Source organism: Enterococcus sp. AZ197, from assembly GCF_050556405.1.
In the GTDB taxonomy this organism is placed as follows: Bacteria; Bacillota; Bacilli; order Lactobacillales; family Enterococcaceae; genus Enterococcus; species Enterococcus faecalis.
In genome coordinates, this window is sequence record NZ_CP187873.1 from 1,979,300 (window position 1) to 1,997,346 (window position 18,047).

14 protein-coding genes, 1 riboswitch and 1 other annotated feature (1 of these 16 cut by a window edge) are annotated in these 18,047 nt (G+C 36.5%); of the genes, 1 reads left to right on the plus strand and 13 read right to left on the minus strand.

Annotated features, from left to right (window positions below; all coding sequences use genetic code 11):
• Positions 1–14: 14 nt before the first annotated feature.
• The 11 genes from IGK82_RS09530 to IGK82_RS09580 all read right to left on the minus strand — a co-directional run bounded on the left by IGK82_RS09530 (position 15) and on the right by IGK82_RS09580 (position 15,048).
• The gene (locus IGK82_RS09530; protein WP_002356686.1) at positions 15–1,223 is read right to left on the minus strand and encodes an FtsW/RodA/SpoVE family cell cycle protein; all 1,209 of its coding nucleotides are present in this window, start codon (positions 1,221–1,223) and stop codon (positions 15–17) included.
• A gap of 3 nt (positions 1,224–1,226) precedes the next feature.
• Positions 1,227–1,532 (minus strand): YlaN family protein, encoded by a 306-nt coding sequence (locus IGK82_RS09535; protein ID WP_002356684.1) that lies wholly within the window; start codon positions 1,530–1,532, stop codon positions 1,227–1,229.
• A 226-nt stretch (positions 1,533–1,758) separates the two neighbouring features.
• Positions 1,759–3,528 (minus strand): DNA helicase RecQ, encoded by a 1,770-nt coding sequence (gene recQ, locus IGK82_RS09540; protein ID WP_002356683.1) that lies wholly within the window; start codon positions 3,526–3,528, stop codon positions 1,759–1,761.
• Between the two features lie 317 nt (positions 3,529–3,845).
• Positions 3,846–5,681 carry a translational GTPase TypA gene (gene typA / locus IGK82_RS09545; RefSeq protein WP_002356682.1) on the minus strand — a complete coding sequence of 612 codons (1,836 nt, stop codon included), beginning with the start codon at positions 5,679–5,681 and terminating at the stop codon, positions 3,846–3,848.
• 220 nt (positions 5,682–5,901) lie between these two features.
• Positions 5,902–6,684, minus strand: coding sequence for an inositol monophosphatase family protein (locus tag IGK82_RS09550; RefSeq protein WP_002379684.1), 783 nt, complete (start codon positions 6,682–6,684; stop codon positions 5,902–5,904).
• On the minus strand, positions 6,685–6,963 hold the full coding sequence (locus IGK82_RS09555) for a UPF0223 family protein (protein ID WP_002356679.1): 279 nt from the start codon (positions 6,961–6,963) through the stop codon (positions 6,685–6,687). It abuts the gene before it with no gap.
• Positions 6,964–7,012: 49 nt separating this feature from the next.
• Positions 7,013–8,278 carry a voltage-gated chloride channel family protein gene (locus tag IGK82_RS09560; RefSeq protein WP_002356676.1) on the minus strand — a complete coding sequence of 422 codons (1,266 nt, stop codon included), beginning with the start codon at positions 8,276–8,278 and terminating at the stop codon, positions 7,013–7,015.
• Positions 8,279–8,354: 76 nt separating this feature from the next.
• Positions 8,355–8,424: riboswitch (Fluoride riboswitch) on the minus strand.
• A gap of 50 nt (positions 8,425–8,474) precedes the next feature.
• Positions 8,475–9,725 (minus strand): glycosyltransferase family 2 protein, encoded by a 1,251-nt coding sequence (locus tag IGK82_RS09565; protein WP_002379685.1) that lies wholly within the window; start codon positions 9,723–9,725, stop codon positions 8,475–8,477.
• A gap of 14 nt (positions 9,726–9,739) precedes the next feature.
• Positions 9,740–9,865, minus strand: a complete 126-nt coding sequence (locus tag IGK82_RS09570; protein WP_325816080.1) for a hypothetical protein — start codon at positions 9,863–9,865, stop codon at positions 9,740–9,742.
• A gap of 28 nt (positions 9,866–9,893) precedes the next feature.
• Positions 9,894–14,711, minus strand: coding sequence for an MSCRAMM family protein (locus tag IGK82_RS09575; protein ID WP_159162306.1), 4,818 nt, complete (start codon positions 14,709–14,711; stop codon positions 9,894–9,896).
• Positions 14,695–15,048 (minus strand): hypothetical protein, encoded by a 354-nt coding sequence (locus tag IGK82_RS09580; RefSeq protein WP_016622340.1) that lies wholly within the window; start codon positions 15,046–15,048, stop codon positions 14,695–14,697. Before IGK82_RS09580 ends, IGK82_RS09575 begins: the two co-directional genes overlap by 17 nt.
• Before the next feature lie 97 nt (positions 15,049–15,145).
• Here IGK82_RS09580 and IGK82_RS09585 point away from each other — a divergent pair, with 97 nt between their 5' ends.
• Entirely contained in the window at positions 15,146–15,478 is a 333-nt protein-coding gene (locus IGK82_RS09585; RefSeq protein WP_002356667.1) for a helix-turn-helix domain-containing protein, read from the plus strand.
• Positions 15,479–15,558: 80 nt separating this feature from the next.
• Here the strand turns inward: IGK82_RS09585 and IGK82_RS09590 are convergent, their stop codons facing one another.
• Together IGK82_RS09590 and argS are read right to left on the minus strand one after the other, a co-directional pair.
• Entirely contained in the window at positions 15,559–16,059 is a 501-nt protein-coding gene (locus IGK82_RS09590; protein WP_025194128.1) for an HD domain-containing protein, read from the minus strand.
• Between the two features lie 155 nt (positions 16,060–16,214).
• The gene (gene argS / locus IGK82_RS09595) at positions 16,215–17,906 is read right to left on the minus strand and encodes an arginine--tRNA ligase (protein ID WP_002370456.1); all 1,692 of its coding nucleotides are present in this window, start codon (positions 17,904–17,906) and stop codon (positions 16,215–16,217) included.
• 73 nt (positions 17,907–17,979) lie between these two features.
• Positions 17,980–18,047: a binding site (T-box leader), on the minus strand (it continues 136 nt past the right edge of the window).

Sequence of the window (18,047 nt, forward strand, 5' to 3'; positions counted from 1 at the left end):
AATTTCCTTCAAATTTATTGGTTCTGTTCTAAAGATAAATAGTACTCATTTTCTAATTTCTGACGTGTTTCATCTGCACTGATATTCAGGACAAAGGCCACAGCAATCGAAATAATCAGCAAACTATTCCCACCTTGACTCAAGAACGGGAAAGTAATTCCTGTTAATGGAATAATCCCAGTAATCCCACCAACATTAATAAAGACTTGAATTAATAACATTGTACCAATTCCAATACACATTAGTGAATTAAAAGGTTTCTTCGAGCGTACACCGACTAAAATAATTCGCGCAATCATAAACATCAACAATCCTAAAATCGCTAGACCGCCGATAATGCCTAACTCTTCTAAAGTAATCGCAAAGATAAAGTCCGTATGTGCTTCTGGTAAAAAGCCTTTTTTCTGAACACTATTCCCTAGACCTTTGCCAAACCAGCCGCCATTACTGATTGCATAATAAGAATTAGCTAACTGATGGCCTAAGTTCCGTTCATCTAAAAATGGATTTTTAAAAACAGCAAAACGATTATAAATATATTGATAACGCGCTGGGAAAATTTTTCCTTTAGACATAATTAATAACTGAATAGCCGTGATACTACCTAAAATGCCCAAGCCACCGACCAAGTAGGTATACATATAATTAATCCCACTTGCTAAAACCATCACGATGGTAATTAATGTTAGAATGGCCGCATTCCCGAAGTCAGGCTGGATTGCAACTAGAGCAATTAATACAAAAACGAGCATCAACGGGCGCCCGGCAGCTTGTTTAAATTGATCCATGCCTCCATTAATTGTCTTTTGTCGCCGTGCTAAAATATAAGACAGATACCAGACAACCATGATTTTTAAATACTCAGCTGGTTGCATCGAAAACCCACCAATCTCAATCCAACCACGTGCGCCGTTAATTTCTTTCCCGATACCAGGAATCCGAACGGCTAAAACCATAACCGTAATTACTGCAATGGCAAACATGATAAAACTTCGATTCTGGAAAACGGATGTTTTCATCTTATAAATAAAAAACATTGCAACTAACCCTACTACCCAAAAGGCAACCTGGTTAATAACGAATGACGTAGGTGAAAAACCTTTCATTACTTGTAATGCGGATGTGGAACTATATACCATAATCAATCCCACGATACTTAAAATTAAATATGGAATAAAAATACTATAGTCTAGCAAATGCCGTTTCTTTACTTTGTTTGGCAAAGCTTAACCCTCCTTGCCAATCTCGTTTTTTTCTTGTGTTTCTTCATAAACATCTGTATATAATTGATTCAATTCGCGTTCTAAATCACTTAGTAAGCGATGTCCTTCATCATTAGTTAAAATCCCCAAACGGGTCGCATAGGTCACTTGTCTTGAAAAACCATACATTTGTGTATCCACCACTTCTTCAAATGCTTTACATTGAGAAATGCACAAACTGTTTTTTTGATTACGAATAAGCATTTTAATGCGTTCTGCATCGTCTTCTAATAATTGAATGGCAAATTTCTTTGAAATTCCTTCGTCCATTTGTACAGAACCTCCCTATCTTAATTAAATAATTATAACATAATTCTCAGTTAGATACATGATGATTTCAGAAAATTTCCTTTAAGAAATTTTCTAAAACCAAGCGATATATTAAGTAAGAAATCTCTTTATATAACAAGCTTATTTTATCAATACAACAACAAATACATTAAAAGACTTTTTTCTTATTTTCTGCTTTTAATTTTAAATAAAATAACAAACTATATCATTTTTTTGTCTCTTGATATTCTTTAATTACTTCTAAAAAGGCGGTGCCATATTTATCTAATTTATTTTGGCCGACCCCTTTTATTTGCAATAATTGAATCGTTGTTTGCGGTAATTTTTCACACATTTCTTTAAGTGTACTATCGGAAAAGACTACATATGGCGGCACGCCTGCCTCTTGAGCCATGTCCATACGTAATTCGCGCAATCGCTCAAACAAGGCATCATCCACTGCTACTTTTCGAACTTTTTGGTCTTCTTTTCGGAAGACTTTCCGTTCCCCTAAAAGCACCTGAACACCTTCTGTCGAGACTGATAACAACGGAAATTGCCCATCAGAAGGAATTAAATAACGTTCTGCTGTCAAATAATCAATCAGCTGTGTGACTTCTTTTTGCGTGCGACCTTTCATTAGTCCGTATGTTGGCAAACGATCAAAATGCCATTGATCAATTTTTTGATCTTTTGAACCAGTCAAGACTTTACCAACTAAGCCCTTACCGAAACGTTCTCCCATACGTTTTACACAAGACAAGACTTTTTGGGCATCGACCGTAATATCGACTAATTCTCGATTATCCAGACAATTCGAGCAGCGACCGCAGTCCGTCCCTTCTTCACCAAAATAGCGTAAAATATATTTTTGTAAACACATTTGTGCATTCGCATATTGTGACATTTCCCGTAATTTCAAGTACTCTTTCTGCTTATAATCAATGGTCATTTCAGATTGTTCAATAAAGTATTGTTGAATTTGCAAGTCTTGTGGAGCAAACATTAACACAGCATCACTAGGCAGACCGTCACGACCAGCTCGGCCCGCTTCTTGGTAATAAGATTCAATATTTCCTGGTACTTGTGCGTGAATGACAAAACGAACATTACTCTTATTAATCCCCATACCAAAGGCATTTGTTGCTACCATCACTTGCACTTGATCATACAAGAACGCTTCTTGATTTTCACTACGTAACTGTTCACTCATGCCCCCATGATACATCCCAGCTGCAATTTTTTTACTTTCTAATAAATGATAAATTCGTTCAACTTCCTTCCGCGTGCTTGCATAAATAATACCTGATTGTCCAGTATTCATCTTTAAATATTCCAAAAGAAAAACGTCTCTATTTTGATCTTTCACGACTTGAAAAGATAAATTTTCTCGAGCGAATCCTGTTTTGATTTCATTTTCTGATGGAATTCTTAATTGCTTGACAATATCCTCCGCTACTTGTGGCGTTGCTGTTGCTGTTAGTGCAATCACAGTTGGTTGCTGTTGAAATTGATCGATAATCTCTGCTAAACGCAAATAGCTTGGACGAAAATCATGCCCCCATTGTGAAATACAGTGTGCCTCATCTACTGCCAATAAATCAATCGGTACATGTGTCAGCATCTGTTGAAAATCATAAGATTCTAATCGCTCTGGCGCAACATACAATAGCTTGACTTCTTTGTTAACCGCTAATTGAATACGATGATTCATTTCTTGATAGGAAATGGTACTATTGATATATGTAGCTGGAATCCCCATTAAATTCAGGGCATCTACTTGATCTTTCATTAAAGAAATTAATGGTGAAATCACCAATGTTAAATTATCCAGAAGTAAGGCTGGCAACTGATAACAAATCGATTTGCCTCCACCTGTTGGCATAATGCCTAAGACATTTTCTTGTCGCAATACATGACGAATAATCGTTTCTTGTCCTGGCCGAAAATCATCATAGCCAAATGTATCTTTTAATAATTCTTGTAATGCACTCATTTATTGCGCTCCAATCTTTGTTCTACACGTCATTTTAACACGCTAATCTAACAGGAACAAGGTGTGTTAAAACAAGACACAATCGTGAAACACCAATTAACGTGAAACATCAAAAAGAATGAAAAATTGTGAAAGCTTGCTATCAAAAGCTTTCAAAAATAACGACATTTGCTTGTTGTGGATAACGAGTAGTTATCCACACATAAAAAATATCCTTATCTTAAAAAAACGCATTAATCCGTTTTTTTCATAAAAAAAACCAACTATTTTCGTAGTAAAACGAGCATAGTTGGTTTAAATGTTTATTTGTCGAAAAATTATTCAGCTTTTTTCTTTTTCTTGCTTGCTTTTTCGCGTTCGTTTTTGTTAAGAATTTGTTTTCTTAAACGGATGCTTTCTGGTGTTACTTCACAGTATTCATCTTCATTCAAGAATTCTAATGATTCTTCTAACGTTAATTTTTTCGGTTTTTTGATGACTGATGTTTGGTCTTTCGTTGCCGAACGAACGTTAGTCATTTGTTTAGCTTTTGTGATGTTCACAGTTAAATCGTTGTCGCGGTTGTTTTCCCCAACAATCATTCCTTCGTAAACTTCTGTCGTTGGTTCAACGAAAACTGTACCACGTTCTTCAATACTCATGATTGAGTAAGTCGTTGCTTTACCAGTATCGATTGAAACTAGTGCACCTTGATGACGGCCACCAATCGTTCCTTGAATCATTGGTAAGTATTGATCGAAGGTGTGGTTCATAATACCATAACCACGAGTCATTGATAAGAATTCTGTTGAATAACCAATTAAGCCACGAGCTGGTGCTAAGAAGATTAAACGCATTTGTCCGTTACCGGCATTAATCATATCTTGCATTTCGCCTTTACGTAAACTTAGGGATTCAATCACGCTACCCATGTATTCTTCAGGTGTGTCAATTTGAACACGTTCAAATGGTTCACATTTAACCCCATCAATTTCACGTTCAATAACTTCTGGACGAGAAACTTGTAATTCATAGCCTTCACGACGCATGTTTTCAATTAAAATTGATAAATGCAATTCGCCACGGCCTGATACAGTCCAAGAATCTGGGCCAATTGGATCAACACGTAAAGATACGTCTGTTTGTAATTCAGCCATTAAACGTTCTTCGATTTTACGAGCGGTGATGTATTTTCCTTCACGTCCCGCAAATGGAGAATTGTTAACTAAGAAAGTCATTTGTAAGGTTGGCTCATCAATGTGTAGAATTGGTAATGCTTCTTGATTGTGAACATCTACAACTGTTTCCCCAACGAAAATGTCTTCCATTCCAGAAACGGCAATTAAATCGCCCGCTTTTGCTTCATCAATTTCCACACGTTGTAGGCCAAAGAAACCTAAAATTTTCGTTACACGGAAATTTTTCACGCTGCCATCTAATTTCATCAACGCAACTTGGTCGCCGACTTTCATTGTGCCACGGAACACACGGCCAATCCCAATACGTCCAACGTAATCGTTGTAGTCTAGTAATGAGACTTGGAATTGAAGTGGTTCGTCTGAATTATCAACTGGAGCTGGCACATGTTCAATAATTTTATCAAAAATTGGGGCCATTGTTGGCTCTTGATCTGCTGGATCATCTGATTCACTTGAAGTTCCGTTTAAAGCAGAAGCATAAACAACTGGGAAATCTAATTGATCGTCGTCTGCGCCTAATTCGATGAATAACTCTAAAACTTCATCTACTACGTGTTCAGGACGAGCAGAAGGTTTGTCAATTTTGTTAACAACCACGATTGGTGTTACTTTTTGTTCTAATGCTTTTTTCAATACGAAACGTGTTTGAGGCATTGTTCCTTCATACGCATCGACAACTAAAACAACACCGTCTACCATTTTCATGATACGTTCTACTTCACCACCGAAGTCCGCGTGTCCTGGTGTATCTAGAATGTTGATACGTGTACCGTTATAATCTACGGCTGTATTTTTTGCTAAGATAGTAATTCCACGTTCACTTTCAAGTGCATTGGAATCCATTGCACGTTCTTGTAATTGTGTGTGTCCATCTAAAGTGTCAGATTGTTTTAAAAGTTCATCTACTAAGGTTGTTTTACCATGGTCAACGTGGGCGATAATTGCCACGTTACGAATATCATCTCTGTATTTCAATTTAATTGCTCCTTATCTATATACGCTTATGTTACTTAAGTCCATAAAAGCCGACTGCTTATTATAGCAAACTTTTTTCATTAAAAAAAGGCTTTCGCCTGCAAAAATAATGAAAGTTTTAGAAATTATTCGGCTTTTTCTGAAAACAAGGACATTTTTTTACAAATCTTTCTCTTTTAAAAGAGGAAGAGCCTTACCTTTCAGCAACGCTCTTCTTTGATTATTCCGATTCATTTAAATACCGGGTAAATACTTCATCATAGGTTTCAGGAGTTGCTGCAATAAAGTATTCACGACCCGCAAAAGTTAATGGTTTTCCTGTAATACCAGAGTATTTAAACCCAAATTCTTCCAAAAGTACTAAGCCTGCTGCATAATCCCAAGGACTTAGATTAGATAAATAGCCATGATGGTTGCCTTTTAACATGGCAATAATTTCCAAACCTGCACAACCGCTAATACGCACGCCCATACTTGCTTGTCCGATTTCCGTTGCGTGATGAATATTTTTTCCATGCATGTAAGCATTCATGCCCCATAATCCATCTGCCAAGGCTTTCATAGTAGGCGCTTTTAATAATTGATTATTCCGATAAACGCCAAGCCCTTTGCCGCCCCAATAAAGTTCTTCTCGCATCACATCATAGATAAAACCTAATTTACCAATGCCGTCTTCATAAACAGCTAACATAATACAAAAATTTTCTCTTTCCATCACGAAATTCATTGTGCCATCAATCGGATCGATGATCCACACGCGACCAGCAAAACTTTTTAAAGTATTGTAGCCTTTTTCTTCCCCTAAAATTTGATCTTCGGGAAAATTTGTTTGAATTTTATTCATTAAAAATTCTTGGGTTTGTTCATCCATATTTGTCACTAAATCGGTGCGGCCATTTTTCTGTTGAACGGTTAACTCTGATTCCAAGTTCATTCGAATCACATCGGCTGCTTCAAAAAGCCAACTTTGAATTGTTTGAACAAATTTTTGCGTTTCAGTCATCTAATCATCCCCCAGCTTTAATTTACCGCTTCCCTGTTTTTTAGCTTGTTGAAGCGTACGATATAACGAATATCCTGAAGCATTTTCAAATTCACGACCTAAGCGTTTTTCTTCGCCGATACTTTTAACGACCGTTTTAAATTGTTGATAAGTTGTTAAAAATTTGTCAACAGGTAAGCCTGTTTCGTTGGCTTGCTCAACTGCTGTCCACATATTTGTGACAATCACCATTTCCTCCGTCGTCCAATCTAAATCTAATGGATATTGATAGTCTTTCATGTCTTCACCTCATCTTCTCTAGTTTAGCATATTTTCATAAAAAAACATCTTATTTACGTCGATTTTTTAATGCGTTAAAGAGAGGATATTCTGCTGTTCCTTTACGATACAAACTTTGTTGTGAAGCATAAATACCGCTATTTCCTGAACACATAAAACTGATTAAGCAGACCATGAAAAAATAGACCGCCGCTTCACTACCAAATAGTTCAATGCCCATAATGAAGCAAGCAATCGGCGTATTCGTGGCGCCAGAAAAAACACCAATAAATCCTAAACCTGCTAAAAAAGGAATTGATAGATGTAACAAAGGGGCCAAAGAACTCCCTAACGTAGCCCCAATTTCAAACAATGGCGTCACTTCTCCTCCTTGGAATCCGGCACCCAAGGATAACACCGTAAAGAATAATTTCCCAACAAAATCAAAAGGCTGCGCATTGCCTGCAAAAGCATCTTCTAATAAAGGTAAACTCAAGCCTAAATAACGCTGGTTGTTTAAGACGAGCACAAACAGAACGACAATGGACGCCCCAAGAAACGCACGAAGGTAGACATTAGCAAACCAATTTGCATAGGTCTTTTTTAAAAAGACAATGGAACGACTAAAAACCCAACCTGCCAAACCAAAACAAATCGATGCCAAAAATAATTTTACAAATAGTTCAACCGACCAAGTCGGAATTTTGCCCATCGGATAATGCGTATGTGTTACACCAAAACTTTCAGTTACAAAATTAGCAAATAAGCCTGCAAAAAAACTTGGGAAAAGTGCCTCTGCACGAACTTTTCCAATCGCCAAAACTTCTAATCCGAAAACGGTTCCCGCTAATGGTGTGCCAAAAACAGAACTAAAACCTGCACTAATTCCGCTGATAATAATTACTTGTCGTTCCAAAGCGGACAGTTTAAAGACTTTTCCTACAGCATTCGCGATTGCGCCCCCCATTTGCACCGCCGTCCCTTCACGACCAACAGAACCACCAAATAAGTGCGTAGTAATCGTGCCAAACAATGTTAAAGGAATTAAGCGCAAGGGAATATCTTCTTCCCCGCCATTGCCTTGTTCAATCACTAAGTTATTTCCTCGGCTAGCATTTTTCCCAAAACGCGTATAGAAATACGTAAAAACGACACCGCTAATGGGGAGGATAAAGAGTAACCAAGGATTTGCTAAACGAACATCTGTTACATAGGTGAGACTCTTTAAGAAAAAGGCGGATAACGCCCCCATAAATAAACCAATAATTGCGGTAATGAGCAACCATTTTGCCATATAACCGCCGATTGATAGTAGTTGCTTTGTTTCTTTTTTCACTTTACATGCTCCTTTACAATTTTCTTATCGCCAATCCTAGCGTACAGAAAAAGCCTACCAAAGGGTACACTTCTCCCGTTTGGTAGGCGTCATTAATTTATTCGTCCAATAAATAGTTCGTGGTGAACACCATCACCATGTTGCTATTAAACTATTAAAAATAATACCACGCAACTCTGGAAAGTGCAATAAAAAATCAATTGCGTTCCGTTTTTATCCACGTGCTATTACCTTTGATAAACCGATAATAAGCCATCACCACACTAACGAATAAAATTAAGTACATGTAGGAAATAGTAAAAGGCAAAATAATCAGCCCCAGTTTTGCAGGTACTTTTAGTTGAAAATTTTTCAACTCGCGATAATAGTTGATTGTAAAAAAAATGCCGAAAACTAACGAAATACTGACGGCCAAAACAAAACTAATGACAAGCGATAACGAAAAGCCTAACCTATACAAGTGTTGCAGTTGAAGCCCAGTTAAGACAAAAACGAGCATCCCCGCTACGAGATTAATAAAGGGTTGCGCTAAAAAATAATAGATTCCACACTTCTGCCTTAGCGTTAATGACTTTGATTTAATCACCCTGGGTAAATACGCTAGACAATCTAAATTTCCTTGAACCCAACGACTTCGTTGACGAATAAAACGTTTCACATCTCTCAGTGCTTCTTGAGCCATAAAGGCCTCGTCAATATAAGCAATCGATAACTCTTTCAGCATTAATTTAATGGTTAACTCATAGTCATCCAACAAAGCATTTCCCCAAGGCTGATAGCCTAAGTGTTCGGTAATCATTGATAACCGAAAAAACTGACCATTGCCACCAAGTCCGATGGTTTTTGTTGCTCGACGCGCCTTTTGAATAAAATTATTAATCGTAAAAAACTCAACATCTTGTGCAATAAACATAAAATTTGTGACATCTTTCATTTTGATTCTTGTTTGCGCAGCACAGACTGTTGTATCTGTGAAAACAGCAGTTAGCTCATTGACAATATTTTCACTAAAAAAACCATCTGCATCTACCACACCCACTAAAACTTGATCCCAAGAATAGTGTCCTTTTTCTGCATCTGTTAATACAATTTGGAAAGCGTGGTTCAAAGCGGCGCCTTTGCCTTGTTGCGCATTGGGAAATTGACGAGACAGAACTTGGATTGGACCAGCAATACTGTCCATCATTGCTTTGGTTTGGTCCGTTGATCCATCATCAATCGCAATTATTTTTTTCTTAATTGGTAAAGCAACCAGTTTTTTTAATGTTTCTCCGATGACTTTCTCCTCGTTTACACACGGTACAAGAAAGTAGCAGAAAAATTCTTCTGCTACTTCGACTTCTCTTCTTGTTTTTTTTCTTGTTCGAAAACTGAGAAATAAACTTGTAAATAAATAGGTTAAGAAGATGAACATAATTACTTTGTATAACTGATACAAATAAATCATGTAATTTGACCTCTTTAAAAAAAATAACGGTATAGAATGTAGGCAGTGACAATCGAAACTAGAATAACGCCAATTAAATCAACCACAAAAAAGGCGCCTGTTGAAATTACCCCAAGTTTCGGTAAAGCTGATTGGCTCATTAAATACCCCTTTCTCTCTATTTGTTTTTTACCAACACACCACCACGATGACCATCACACACCCCCTATAATAATACTTTGGAGGATTATAGTACACAGGTGGATTATAGTACGTAACTGGTGGAATATATCCTGGCCAATATGTTGGTGGTGGCGGATTATAAACCGGTATTTTTCGGTTTTCTCGAACAATTGCAATTGTTTGACCCGCATGATTTTGCGTCAGACTGACGCGTGTTGGCGTAGTATTTCGTGAATAACCAGCCGGCGCTTGAACTTCTCTAATTTCATATACCCGGTTGACAGATAGCCCACTAATAGTGACTGTACCATCCCAACCTGTTGTTACTCTTTGTGTATAGCCATTAGTTGTATCTTTCCATTCAAAAACAGCGCCCGCTAAACGTGCTTTTGTTTCAACATCTTGTTTAATAATTCTGATAGCACCATAGTTTGCTTTATTGTTTAACACTAACGTATACGTTTTTGTGCCTTGACCTCGTAAATCAATCCGATGGACCCTACTATCCAACGCATACCCAGTTGGCGCTTGTATCTCGGTGATTTCATAAATACGATCCGACGATAATCCTGGAATCAGTACTTCACCATTTCCATTTGCTGTAAATGTTGCCGTATAGTTATTGGTAGTATCGCGAAATCTGAATTTCGCTCCTGCTAAACGTTTTCTTGTATCCGTATCTTGCTTAATAATTTTGATGGCGCCTTTTTGTGCTTGATTATTTAAGACTAATGTATAGGTTTTACCACCTTGTCCACGTAAATCTACTTTATGAACACGTCTATCTATGATATAACCATTCGGCGCTTTGATTTCTGTGATCTCATAGATACGATCACCGGCTAATCCAGTAATCAGTACTTCACCGTTCCTATTCGCTGTAAACGTTGCAGTATAATTATTGGTTGTATCTCGGAATTTAAATTGTGCGCCTGCTAAACGTTGTTTCGTATATCCATCTTGCTTAACAATTTTGATGGCACCTTTTTGTGCTTGATTATTTAAGACTAATGTATAGGTTTTACCACCTTGTCCACGTAAATCAACTTTATGAACACGTCTATCTATGATATAGCCATTCGGTGCTTTGATTTCTGTGACCTCATAGATACGATCACCGGCTAATCCAGTAATCAGTACTTCACCGTTCCTATTCGCTGTAAACGTTGCAGTATAATTATTGGTTGTATCTCGGAATTTAAATTGTGCGCCTGCTAAACGTTGTTTCGTATATCCATCTTGCTTAACAATTTTGATGGCGCCTTTTTGAGCTTGATTATTTTTGGTGAACGTGTAGGTTTTGCCAGCATAATTCGCAGGTAAAAGAATTTTATGCACCGTTCTGTCAAGTATATAACCATTTGGTGCTTTTATTTCTGTAATTTCATAAATCCGGTTGACGGAAAAATTATACAAAGTTGCTTCACCATTAGCATTAGCAGTTACTACGCCTGTATTCCCATTCACTGTGTCACGCCATCTAAATTGTGCGCCTACTAAACGTTGTTTTGAGTAACCATCTTGTTTAATTAATTTTAAATTGCCACGTAGCGCAACATTTTCAATGGTATAATAACCAATCTTGTCAGCAAAATTAGTCCTTAGGGTAACTCGGTAAGTCTTGTTATTTAAGATATAGCCGTTTGGTGCTTTAATTTCTGTAATTTCGTATACACGATTGACTGGCAAATTCGTTATCAGGGCTTGTCCGTTTTTGTCAGCTACAACTGTTCCTTCTTTTCCTGTCACCGTATCACGCCATTTGAACTCTGCACCTGCTAGACGTTTTCTTGAATCTTTGTCTACTTTGATTATTGCTAGACTACCTTTTTGCGCTGTATTTTCAATGGTATAATAACCAATTTTATCAGCAAAATTAGTCGTTAAGATAACTCGGTAAGTCTTGTTATTTAAGATATAGCCGTTTGGTGCTTTAATTTCTGTAATTTCGTATACACGATTGACTGGCAAATTCGTTATCAGGGCTTGTCCGTTTTTGTCAGCTACAACTGTTCCTTCTTTTCCTGTCACCGTATCACGCCATTTGAACTCTGCACCTGCTAGACGTTTTCTTGAATCTTTGTCTACTTTGATTATTGCTAGACTACCTTCTTGCGCTGTATTTTCAATGGTATAATAACCAATTTTATCTGCAAAATTAGTCGTTAAGATAACTCGGTAAGTCTTGTTATTTAAGATATAGCCATTTGATGCTTTAATTTCCGTAATTTCGTATACACGATTGACTGGCAAATCTGTTATCAGTGCTTGACCATTTTTGTCAGCTACGACTGTTCCTTCTTTTCCTGTCACCGTATCACGCCATTTAAACTCCGCACCTGCTAGACGTTTTCTTGAATCTTTGTCTACTTTGATTATTGCTAGACTACCTTTTTGCGCTGTATTATCAATAGTTACTGTCACTACTTTATTAGCTTGTGCAGTTGTTAGAGTGACTTTATGCACAGTTTTATCTAATACATACCCCACTGGTGCTTTCGTTTCTGTGATTTCATACGTACGATTGACTGATAAGTTGGGAATTGTGATGGTTCCATCGGTTCCAACTGTCACTATTCCTGTTTTTCCTGTCACTGTATCTTTCCACTGAAATTCTGCGCCTGTTAAACGTTTTTTACTGTCTTTGTCTTGTTTAACAATTTTGATAGACCCTTTTTGCGCTACATTTTCAATGATTACTGTCACTACTTTATTTGCTTGTGCAGTTGTTAAAGTGACTTTATGCACGGTTTTGTCTAGTACATAACCTGTGGGTACTTTCGTTTCTGTGATTTCATACGTACGATTGACGGATAAGTTGGGAATTGTGATGGTTCCATCGGTTCCAACTGTCACTGTTCCTGTTTTTCCTGTCACTGTATCTTTCCACTGAAATTCTGCGCCTGTTAAACGTTTTTTACTGTCTTTGTCTTGTTTAACAATTTTGATGGAGCCTTTTTGCGCTGTATTTTCAATGATTACTGTCACTACTTTATTTGCCTGTGCAGTTGTTAAAGTGACTTTATGCACGGTTTTGTCTAGTACATAACCTGTGGGTGCTTTTGTTTCTGTAAGTTCATACGTACGATTAACTGCTAAATTGGGAATTGTGACCGTTCCGTCGGTTCCAACTGTCACTGTTCCTGTTTTTCCTGTCACTGTATCCTTCCACTGAAATTCTGCGCCTGTTAAACGTTTTTTGCTTTCTTTGTCTTGTTTAACAATTTTGATGGAGCCAATTTGTACTTGCTGCTTATTCTTCACCCGATATGTTAAAGTGTAGTCGGCTTTTCCAGCAAATGAAACAGGATGTTTAGTTTCGTCTAATTCATAGCCATTAGGCGCCTTCGTTTCAACTAAATAATATTCTCCATCAGGTGATAAATTTGAAAATAACAGTTCGCCATTTTCATTCGTGACACCTTTTTCTATTAGATTATTTTTTTGGTCATACAACGAAAATTCAGCACCTGCTAAACGTTTCACCTCATTATTTTCATCTACTTTTTCTACTTTTAACTGGTTTTCTAAACGCGTATTTTCTTTTTTCAAGCGAATCGTCTGTGTTTGTTCTAACTTAATTTCAAATGGAACTGGTGTTGCATCTAACTTGTAACCAGTTGGTGCTTTTGTTTCAATGAATGCATACTGACCAGCTTCCAAACCAGCTAAACGAATTTGACCTGCTTGATTGGTGGTTAATGTTTCTTGAACAACTTGTTGTGTTTTTGTGTTCACGACTTTGAAAACAGCACCTTCTAAAACTTTAGCAGTTACTGCATCAATTTTTTCTAAAACGACACCCCCTCGACCTGTTCCATCACTACTCTCGTCTGCTGTGATGTAGGCAATATCATCATCTTCCCAAGCATCGAATCCCTCACTAGAAATACGCATATACGTGTAATTTGATAGCACGGCATCACTTGGAATATTTTCATTTGGAATCGTTTCTAAATAAATATAATAGGCATTTTTATTGGAAAGATAACTGCCCGTGGCTGTTGGTATTCCTTCAAATTTCTCTGCTTCATAATTAAATCCAGATTCAGAGGCATTTTTTTGGAAAAATTGACTGGCATCATAGCTATATTCGTCATGTTCCAAATTCCGAATCATTTCACCATTTGTTTCTAAAATAGGCTGCTTGGTGAGATATGCAGCAATACTGTCAATAGCTAATGTTTGGTTTGGACCTACATTATCTAAAAATTTAAAGGTTGTTTTTTCTGAACCTGAAAGACCTGCTTGATTATAGTTAAAATAAATGACCCAAGCAATTCTTCCCTCTGAGGTAAATCCTAACGGGACTTTTCGAACCAGTTCAGTTGGCGGAACTTTCTCCACGTATTGCCCGATATTAATTTTGACAATTTTTTGTGAATCCCCAAAAGTAAAAACGACTTGATCTTCAAAATCTTCTGATAAATTTTGATTATATCGTAGCTTCAGTTGCAAATCTGCTGAGTAATCTGTAAGCGTTTGTAAGGCTTTAATCGTCCAAGTACCATCATCGTTTGGAATCACTTGAAGTGCGTCTCCAATTTCAAAAGGTGTCATTGAATAGGAATATTTTTCGCTAGCCATCCTTAATGTCATCGTCTCTCCGCTTGCTAATTCAGAGATTCCTAATGACAAAGAAACTGTCGCCCAATCTTTTGTAGCAACAATTTCCGTTTTTTCCCCCGGATATTCAACAGCTATAGACCGGATTTGTGTGCCACTTTCATTATCCATTGCATAAGAAATAATACTTGTATTAGATCCTATAATAGTAAAGATAATTAAACAAATCGAAAATAACTTATTAATACTTTTTTTCATTCATCACAATCCTTTCAACACTAATATGTGTCTTTTTAGACACTATCTCACTAAAAAAAATAGTCATAATTTCTTCATTATTAAAATCCAACAATTGTGAAATCAATTTAATATCCGATGCTTTGAAAACAACTTCTCCTTTTAATTTTTTGTAAATCGTTGAAGCGGATATTGGTTGCCCGTATGCAGTCATTTCATTTGCCAACCACTCAACATTTTTTCCTTTCATTTTCAATTTTGAGTGAATTAAATTTGATTCCATTTTACTCTCCCCCTTTTCAGTGTCTAATAAGACACTGAAAATTATATCATTTTGTGAAAAAAACGTCAATATCATTAAAAAATGCTGATTTTTCTATTATATTCGTTACTTTCATTTTGAAAAAAACATGTTTCTTTTGCGACACTTTTTGTGCTAGAATGTTTTTACGGAGGTGGTTTTTTTGAAAGAAAATTTTTTGAAGCAAAAAAGGATGGAGAAAAATCTTACATTAGAACAAGTTGGAAATTTTGTTGGTGTTGGAAAAAGTACCGTCAGGAAATGGGAAACTGGAATGATTGAAAATATGGGGAGGGATAAAATTGTCGCCTTATCTAAAATTTTAGATGTATCACCTCTTGAAATCTTAGGTATTCCTGAAACGGAAGAAACGCCATTTGTTGTCCCAACCAATATTATGAACATTTACAAACAGTTAACAACTGAAAATCAAGAAGCAGTCTTTCGATACGCTCAAAAGAAATTAACAGAACAAAATTACTTTTAATATTTATTTTAAATAGATGAATGCTAGACTTTTTAGTCAACGTCAAACAAAAAAAGCTTATCCTTACGGATAAGCTTTTTTTAGATTGACTGTTGACCAAAATACTGACGCCATTTGGTTTTCATGGCTGTCGTCATCGGCAACGCCGCTTCTTTGACAGCACAATATTTGTCAACAAAGGTTACAATGTAGCTTTCTTTGTATTTTGGTGGTGCAATAGTTGCGCCCCACATATGTTTAATAATAATGTCTCGTTCTAAATCAGACAACTCTGTAATTTTTTCAGCATTTTTGGCTGCAATTCGTGGATGAACATAGGCATGAGAGCCTTCGTCAAACTTTGTTGTGCGCCAATCATAGTAAAACAAATCATGCAATAAACCAGCACGAGCTGTTGCACGAGCATTGCAGTTCCAACGCTTTGCTAATTTATAGCTATGATAGGAAACACTAATTGAATGTTCTAAACGAGTTGAATGCATATGTTGTGTGTATTCTGCTAATTTTTGGACTTCTTCGGTTGCTAATAAATCTTCTACATAAGAAAGATATTCTTCGTCTTCACGCCATTTTTCTGTCATATAATTGGGTGCCACCTTTTCTAATCCTTTTATAACTTGACTCGAGTATAGCACCCCAGCTATTTAATTACTATGAATTTCTCAATCTGTAACTTAACTTTAATATTTGCTTAATAAGTTTAGCGTTCAACGCAGTAAAATTTTCACAAAAACTTCTACATTTCTTCTGGTGCATGTAACCCTAGTAAACGTAAATCTTCTTTTAGAACAGTAGCTACTGCATAAACTAACGCTAAGCGTGCCTCTTTTTGAGCATCTTCATCCAAAATCCGAACATGGGCATAATATTTATTGAACGCTTGTGCTAAATGAATGCTATGTTTCGCAATAACAGATGGTTCATATTTTTCAGCAGCTTGCATCACAGTTTCAGGGAATTTTTGTAACAACTTCACGACTTCCCAGCTATCCTTGTCATTTAGTGCATAACGTTGTGTAGCGTCTGGTGTAAAGTTTGCTTTACGTAAAATACTCATCGCACGAGCATGTGTATATTGAACATATGGCCCAGTTTCTCCTTCAAAACGAACAACTTCATCTAATACAAAATCGAAATTATTTAGACGATCATTTTTAAGGTCATGGAAAATAACTGCACCTACACCTACTTGTTTCGCCACTTCTTCACGATTTGCTAAGTCTGGGTTTTTCTCGTTAATTTGATTTCCTGCTAAAGTAACAGCTTCATTCAATACTTCTTCTAATAAAACGATTTTCCCTTTACGTGTGGATAATTTTTTACCGCCTTGAGTAATTAAACCAAACGGAATGTGTTCCATATCATCTGACCAGTCAAACCCTAGTTCTTTCAAGACTGCTTTTAATTGTTTGAAGTGATTGCTTTGTTCGTTGCCGACTACATAAAGCGATTTGGCAAAATCATACGTCCGTTTACGGTAAAGCGCAGCAGCTAAATCCCGTGTGATATATAACGTCGCACCATCTGATTTACGAATAAGTGCTGGATTTAAATTATATTCTGTCAAATCAACAATTTCTGCACCTTGATTTTCTGTTAATAAATGTTTTTCTTCTAATAAAGTAACAATTTCATCCATTTTATCATTATAAAAGGCTTCGCCATTATAAGAATCAAATTCAACTTCTAACATGGAATAGATTTTATCAAATTCTTTTAGAGACTCGCTACGGAACCATTTCCATAATTCATTAGCTTCTTGGTCTCCTTCTTCTAATTTTTTAAACCATGCACGTGCTTCGTCTTCTAATTCTGGTTTTTCTTCTGCTTCTTCATGAAATTGCACATATAAGCGCAATAATTCATTAATTGGTTGTTGGCGGACTGCTTCTTCAGAACCCCATTTTTTATAAGCTACAATTAACTTACCAAACTGTGTACCCCAGTCACCTAAGTGGTTAATCCGAATTGGCTGATACCCAATTTTTTCTAAAATAAAGGCAATTGAATTCCCGATTACCGTAGAACGTAAGTGCCCCATAGAAATTGGTTTAGCAATGTTTGGTGAAGACATATCAATAGGAACATTGCCATTATTGCCAAAGGTACTGTTTCCGTAGTTATTTTTTTCTTTGACTACTTCGCCAATGACAGCTTGACTGACTGCTTCTTTATTCATGAAGAAGTTTAAATAAGGTCCCACCACTTCAATTTTTTCAAAATTTGTGCCATCAATTTTTTCTGCTAATTCTGCTGCAATTTGTTGTGGTGCTTTACGATAAATTTTAGCTAATGAAAAGGCTGGAAAAGCAACATCTCCATGATCAACAGATTTAGGATTTTCCAATAATTGTTCGATTTGATCCATCGTTAATTCTTCATTTAAAACATCATGTAACGCTTTTGCTACGATTTCTTTGTTGTTCATAAGAACCCTCCTGATTAATTTGTAAGTATTAAAAAAACAAAAACGTCTCTGACAAAACAAAATAATTTGTTTTGTCAGAGACGAGAATTTACCCGCGGTACCACTCTAATTGTCTATACTACTTGGATAGACCTGCTTCAT